This window comes from Nocardia sp. NPDC051900 (assembly GCF_044452545.1).
Taxonomy (GTDB): domain Bacteria; phylum Actinomycetota; class Actinomycetes; order Mycobacteriales; family Mycobacteriaceae; genus Nocardia; species Nocardia sichangensis.
The window spans coordinates 354,060-360,318 of the sequence record NZ_JBITBU010000007.1 but is presented as its reverse complement, the minus strand read 5'-3'; the positions used below and the strand labels follow the sequence as shown (position 1 = coordinate 360,318).

The 6,259-nt window shown below is 66.5% G+C and carries 7 protein-coding genes; 4 read left to right on the top strand and 3 right to left on the bottom strand.

Features of this window, described 5'->3' with window-relative positions:
- Window positions 1-168 precede the first annotated feature (168 nt).
- From ACIA5H_RS14715 to ACIA5H_RS14705, 3 genes are all read left to right on the top strand, one after another.
- Window positions 169-738: a Uma2 family endonuclease gene (locus tag ACIA5H_RS14715; RefSeq protein ID WP_397076462.1), complete on the top strand. Its 570-nt coding sequence runs from the start codon at window positions 169-171 to the stop codon at window positions 736-738.
- A 108-nt stretch (window positions 739-846) separates the two neighbouring features.
- A complete protein-coding gene (locus ACIA5H_RS14710; RefSeq protein WP_397076460.1) occupies window positions 847-1,446 on the top strand; it encodes a Uma2 family endonuclease in 600 nt (199 codons plus the stop codon).
- A 194-nt stretch (window positions 1,447-1,640) separates the two neighbouring features.
- Window positions 1,641-3,233, top strand: a complete 1,593-nt coding sequence (locus ACIA5H_RS14705; RefSeq protein ID WP_397076458.1) for an MFS transporter — start codon at window positions 1,641-1,643, stop codon at window positions 3,231-3,233.
- A gap of 74 nt (window positions 3,234-3,307) precedes the next feature.
- Here the strand turns inward: ACIA5H_RS14705 and ACIA5H_RS14700 are convergent, their stop codons facing one another.
- Entirely contained in the window at window positions 3,308-3,757 is a 450-nt protein-coding gene (locus tag ACIA5H_RS14700; protein WP_397076456.1) for an anthrone oxygenase family protein, read from the bottom strand.
- 20 nt (window positions 3,758-3,777) lie between these two features.
- Window positions 3,778-4,335, bottom strand: a complete 558-nt coding sequence (locus ACIA5H_RS14695; RefSeq protein ID WP_355074753.1) for a peroxiredoxin-like family protein — start codon at window positions 4,333-4,335, stop codon at window positions 3,778-3,780.
- A gap of 72 nt (window positions 4,336-4,407) precedes the next feature.
- Between ACIA5H_RS14695 and ACIA5H_RS14690 the strand changes: the two genes are divergently transcribed.
- Window positions 4,408-5,019: a TetR/AcrR family transcriptional regulator C-terminal domain-containing protein gene (locus ACIA5H_RS14690; protein ID WP_397076454.1), complete on the top strand. Its 612-nt coding sequence runs from the start codon at window positions 4,408-4,410 to the stop codon at window positions 5,017-5,019.
- Between the two features lies 1 nt (window position 5,020).
- Here ACIA5H_RS14690 and ACIA5H_RS14685 read toward each other — a convergent pair whose 3' ends face one another.
- Window positions 5,021-6,157 (bottom strand): GDSL-type esterase/lipase family protein, encoded by a 1,137-nt coding sequence (locus ACIA5H_RS14685; protein ID WP_397076452.1) that lies wholly within the window; start codon window positions 6,155-6,157, stop codon window positions 5,021-5,023.
- Between the last annotated feature and the right edge of the window lie 102 nt (window positions 6,158-6,259).

Genomic DNA, 6,259 nt, shown 5'->3' with positions numbered 1-6,259 from the left:
GAGAACGGCGGTACTTGCTGGTGTAGGGCACGGTCGACCTGTGCCCTACACCAGTGGCGTTGCTCCGCTCGATCGACTCGAATCAATTCGATCCACGCGATTACACTCGAGTCGATCGGCGGCGGCGATCGTCACCGTCCTACGAGGTTGGAGGTTGGTTTCACGGCGATGCCAGTTCCTCATGGCGACGGCTGGACGGCTGCCGATCTCGATCGCATGCCCGAAGACGGATTGCGTTACGAGGTGTTGAATGGTCAGCTCGTCGTGAATGCCGCACGCAAGCCGCGCCATCAGTGGCTGGTCCAATGCCTGGTACGCGCGCTGACGGCTAGCGCGCCGTCCGGTTATCTGGTTCTCGAAGGTGTGGGTGTGCTGATCGATGAAGATGAACCAATTCCTGATTTGATCGTGGCAAACGGACCGATCAACTGGGACGATCGCGGCATCCCGGTGGCACAGGTTCAGCTGGTGGTCGAGGTGGTGTCGAAATCCACCACTCTGCAAGACCGTATGGTCAAGCCCGTTGTCTATGCCGAAGCCGGGATCACGAACTACTGGCGCTTCGAGCCCAACGCCTTCAAGGGCCAATTACCGGGCGAGTCGTTCCCCGTTCTGTTCGCACACGAACTCGGTGCCGACGGTACCTACCAGCTGACCCACCGGGTGTCCGCTGGCGACGCCGTCGCCTTGCGCAGCCCCTTCGAATTCACGATCGACCCCGCCACCCTCCTGCCCTGACCTCGCCGTAGCGGAATCTTCCGCCGTGGTGATGGTTCCTCTCGCCGCCGGAGGTGATCGTCAGCGGAGTCCGTGGTCCGGTTCGGTTCGAACTGCAATGATGTCGCTATGAGCGCTCCCGACGAGCAACAGGTACTCCGTGTCACGGCCGAGCAGTTCGCCGAAGGGGTGACTGGCGGGCTCGGTGACATCGAGATCGTCGACGGGCGCGTAGTGCGACTGATGGCACAGAGCCCCGTGCACAGCCGTGTGGTCCGGCGGCTGGCCGGAATGCTGGAGGCGGCCAGGCGCGATGGCGGGCCGTGCATGGTCGTGGACTCCGATGTGGCCGCGCGATTCGCCGACGCGGAATCCACAGCGGCGGATCGGCGGTTGAACATCCGCTACCCCGACATCTGGATCCGGGACCGCGAGCCTTATGACGTCAACACCGTGCGTGAGCACATTCTGCTGGTGGTCGAGGTCACTTCGGAGTCGACCATCGATGCCGATATCACCGACAAGCGAATCCAATACGCGGCCGCCGGTATTCCTCGCTACCTGATCGTCCGGCTCGATCAGAAGGAAGAACGCATCGAAGAGATCGAGGAATACCGTCTCGATTGGTCCGGCCGCCGCTACCTGGCCCACACAGTCCACCGACGCGTACTGCTACTGGACGACCCGGTCGAGGCAACTATTCCCTTCGACGTACTGGAACAGCCCTAGCCCGCAACAGCCGCGAGTGGCACATGGCTGCGGCAAAGCGCGAGATTGTTTGTCTTGATACGTCATTTACGGGGGTTGGGGGCGTGGATAGTGTCGGGGGCGCGGCTTCGGTCGCGCGTTTCCCGTCCTTTCGGTCCGTAATGGACTCGCCCGCACGCGTTTCGCGGGTGGTGCGCGAACTTCATAAGGAAGACATGTCCACGATCGCAACCTCGTCCGGCAGCAAGCCGGACGACTCTTCCGCAAGTCCGCTGCGCGCCGGGCTGGTGCTGGTCATGGTCAGCGGGGCCATCTTCATGATGATGCTCGACCTGACCGTGGTCTCCGCCGCGCTCGCCGATATCCGCACCGACTTCGACACGTCCATCGACGGATTGCAGTGGGTCATCGACGCTTACGCCATCCCGATGGCGGGACTGTTGCTGACCTTCGCCACGCTCGGCGACCGGTTCGGCCGGAAGCGTCTTTTCCTCGCGGGCATGACGGTGTTCACCGCGTCGTCGCTGGCGTTGGCGCTGGCAGGCAGCATTCTTCAGTTGAATGTCCTGCGCGCGGTGCAGAGCGTCGGCTCGGCGATGATCTTCGCGACGGCGTTGCCGCTGCTCGCGGTGGCCTACCCCGACGCGGGCAAGCGCGCGAAGGCCATCGGCGTCTACGGCGCCGTCATGGCGAGCGCGACCGTCGCGGGTCCGGTGCTCGGCGGCGCGCTGGTCACCCAGTTCGGCTGGCGGTCGATCTTCATCATCAACGTCCCGATCGGCATCTTCATCGGGGTGCTCGCCGTGCTGCGGATGCCGGAGTCGGCGCGCATGGAAGGGCGCAAGGCCGACTGGCCGGGGTCGCTGCTGCTCACCGGTGGCCTGGTGACGGGTGTCTTCGCGCTGACCCGCGGCAACTCGCTGGGCTGGACCTCGGCTGCGGTGCTCGGGCTCGGCGCGGCCGCCGCGGTGTCGCTGGCCGGATTCGCGGCGTGGCAGTTCAAGGCCGCGCACCCGCTGCTCGACGTGTCCATGGTGCGCAAGCGCGGATTCACCGGCACGGCCGTCGTCTCGATCGGACACATGGCGACGCTGATGGCCGCGAGCAACTACCTGGCGGTGTTCCTGATCAACACACTCGGGTACACGCCGTTGCAGATGGGCCTGCGCTTGCTGCCCGTGAGCGTGGCCGCGCTGATCAGCGCGCCGCTGGCGATGGTCTTCGCCAAGCGGGTCCCGTTCGCGGTCTCGCTGCCGGTCACGATGGGCATGGTCGCGTTGGGCACATGGCTGATGGGCGACTTCGGTTCCGACGACTCTTGGACGCATTTCCTGCCCGGAATGGTGATCGGCGGCCTCGGGCTCGGCGCGATCACGGCCGTCAACCAGGCGGCCTCACTCACCTTCGCCTCCGACGAGAACGCGGGCATGGCCAGCGCGACGTTCGGCACCCTTCGGCAGGTCGGCCTCGCGGTGGGCGTGGCCGGGCTCGGCGCCATGTTCAATCACTCCGCGCGCGGTTCCGCTGCCGACGGGCTCGACGCGCTGCCCGGAGCCGTCCCGCCGGTGTTGCGTGAGCAGTTCCTGGAAGCGGCGGGCTCCGGCGCCGGCCGCTCGGTGGCCGACGAGCTGCCCACGCGGTTCCAGCCGATCGCGTCGGACCTGTCGCACATCGCGGCCTCCGCGTCGATCGATGGACTCAACTCCATGATCGCCCTGGCCGCGGTGATCGGATGCGTCGCGGTACTCACCTCCATGCTCGCTTTCGGCGTGAACCACCTGCGCAGCAGACGCACCCGTTCGGACTAGCCGGAAACACCACCGCGAGTGGCACATGGTGCGGCGAATCGCGAGAAGACCTCGCCACCATGTGCCACTCGTGGTCATGATTTCGCGGGGAGGAGAGTCGTAGAGGCGATGAGGAGGAAGGCCAGGACGGCGCAGGCGGTGCGGGCGACGTGGAAGGTTTCCCAGCGGGTGAGGATTTCGGCGTAGTCGGCGGGTGGGCCGCTGATCGCCCATATCTTGATCTTCTGGTTGATCGGGACGTTGCCCAGGCGGGTGATCAGGAACGCGGCGATGGCGAGCAGACTCGCGCTCCCGGCGAGCAGGCGTGACCGCCCGGTGGAGCGGGCGGTCAGCACCAATGCGCTCAGAATGGTCAGACCCATCAGTGTTTGCATGACCACGCCGTTCACGCTCATCAGCGCGGTGTGGAAGGTGAAGCGCACATCCAAAGGGACTCTGCGGAACGCGTAGAGGACATTCACCGCGCCGTAACCGAACGCTCCGGCGAGCAGCCCGGCGGGAACCAGCGCGAACACACGTGCCACCAGGGGACTTTCGGCAATTCTCATGCGCGCCGCTCCGCTGGGACGAGCGCGAGGAGTTCGTCGACCGACCACTGGTCGTAGACGTGCGCGCCGTGCTTCGCGGCGAGCACCCGTCCGTCGGGTGCGATCAGGAAATCGGCGGGCAGTCCGAGACTGCCGCCCTCGGGCTTGCCGGGTGGGGCGGACTGCCTTCGGCGCAAGGTCGCGTAAGCGTCGTGGGCGACACCGCGCAGGATGGCGGGCCAGCCGCGCGGGTCGAGCAGCGCGCGAGGCGAGGTCTCGACGCCGAATTCGCGGTAGAGCTTCCGGTCCGGATCGGCTATCACGTCCAGCGGCAGTTCCGCGGTGTACTTGCGCAATTCCGCCGCGCTGGAATGGAAGACGATCACTTCGCGGACGCCTGCGGCGGCGATCTCCGCGTGGCGCGCGACGATCGAACGCAGGTGCAGGTTGCACACCGGGCATCCGGCGAAGCGCCGGAATTGCAGGTGGATCAGGCGATCCGGGTCCGGCACCAAGACCTGCGCACCGGAGACGGTGACCAGCTTTCGGTCCGGGACAGCGGTCGGCAGCGACATCAGGGACTCCTCTCGTAGGTGTACTTTGTACGCCTACGACAAGTATGCGCGTAGCTTGTACGCTGTCAATCCGTGCCCCGCCCCCGCTCGCTGACCACCGCCGATCTCGCCACGGCGGCCCTCGCCGTGCTCGACCGCGAGGGTTCGTCGGCGCTGACCATGCGTGCGGTGGCCAAGGAACTCGGCATGGCCACCATGGCCCTGTACCGCTACGTGCGCGACCGCGACGAACTCGAGGTACTGGTGGCCGACCAGGTCTTCGCCGCGATCGACACATCGCTCCCTGCCGGAACCGACTGGCGGGAGCGCGTGACGATACTGCTCGAGAACATCCGTGACGGGTTCTCGGCCCATCCGGCCGCCGTGCCGATCGTGCTGCGGCGCAGGCAGTCGGCGGTCGAGTCGTTGCGCGTGATGGAAACACTGCTCGCCGTGCTCACCGAGGGTGGATTCACCGGGCGCGCCCGCGTCATCGCCCAGCGCACCCTGATCGCCTTCCTGATCGGCTACCTCCAGAACAAGCACTATGCGCCGCTGCGGGGGCACGGGACGATCGTGCTGGCCGAACTGCCCCCGGAGAAATACCCGCACCTGGCGCAGACCGCGGGCCAGGCCAAGGGCATGTCGGCCGACGACGAATTCCGCGGTGGCGTCGAGATCGTGCTGCGTGGTCTCGAGCCGTGACCTAGCCGAAAAGAACTGTGAGGTCGACACTTTCCGCCATGGCGCGAGCGCCGGCGTCATTGAGGTGCATGCCGTCGCCGCTGTCGAACTCGGGCCGGATGAAGTCGGGCCGCTCCGGGTCCTCGACCGCTCGCGCCACATCGAACACCGAATCGAAAACGTCGGTGCCACGCAGCCATTCGTTAACGCGCCGACGGATCGGCAAGGTCTCCGCGACCGGCAGGCCCTCGTAGACGCAGCCGCCGTAGGGTCCGATGGTCGCGGCGTGGATGGGAAGCCCCGCCGCGTGCGCGCGCCGCGCGAGCGTGGTGAAGCCGGTGATCAGCTCCTCGGCGGTCGCGGGCGGCTGCCCCGCCATCCCGCCCAGGATGAAGTCGTTGATGCCGAAGTTGATCAGCACACTCGTCACGCCCGGCACGGCGAGTACGTCGCGCTCGAAACGATCCAGGCCCGGCTCGCCGATTTCGTCGGTGAGCAGCCGATTCCCTGAGATGCCCTGGTTGACCACCCAGCCCCGCTCCAGTCGCGCGTTGAGGAAGTCCACCGACCTGCGGTTGGCGCCGATCGTGGTGCCGAAGCCTTCGAACCACGAATCGCCGAACGCGACGGCCACCGGCGTCGCCACGGGCGCGAGAACGTCGACACCGGTGACGAAGAACCGCGCGGGCGCCTCGTCCGCGGTGGTGAGCGCGGCTTCGTCGGCGACATTTCCGTCCGCGATGTAAGCGGTTTCGCCGGGCTGGTGGGAGAAGGTGGCCAGCCCGGTCGGGCCGGGCAGATACAGGCTCAATGCCAGGTCCGCGCCCGCGGGGACAGCCAGATCGACAGGGTCGCTGAGCACTTCGCCGCCTACCGGGACGACCACCTGTTCGGCGCCGTCGAACCGCAACGCGGCATCGGTCTCGGCGACGATCTCGCCGCCGGTCTTGCGCAGGGCGACCCGGGCGGCGCCGATCGCCAGCGGTGTCTTTCCATAGCGATTGGTCAGCCCGACCCGCACCTGCGCGCCGCCGCCCGCGAGATGCAGCACTTGGCGGACGGTCTGGTCGGTGAACGCGCGCGACTCCGCGAGCTTGATCTGTTCGTCCGGGCGGATCACCGCGGAGCGGAATCCGGCGATCCAGGCGGTCGGCGACATGGGAACCTCCACTAGTTGACGCGAGGAATATTGCGTATGCATATTTCTACAACGACTTATTCCTCGTGTCAACTATCCGCGCGGGGAAACATTCCGGTAGGT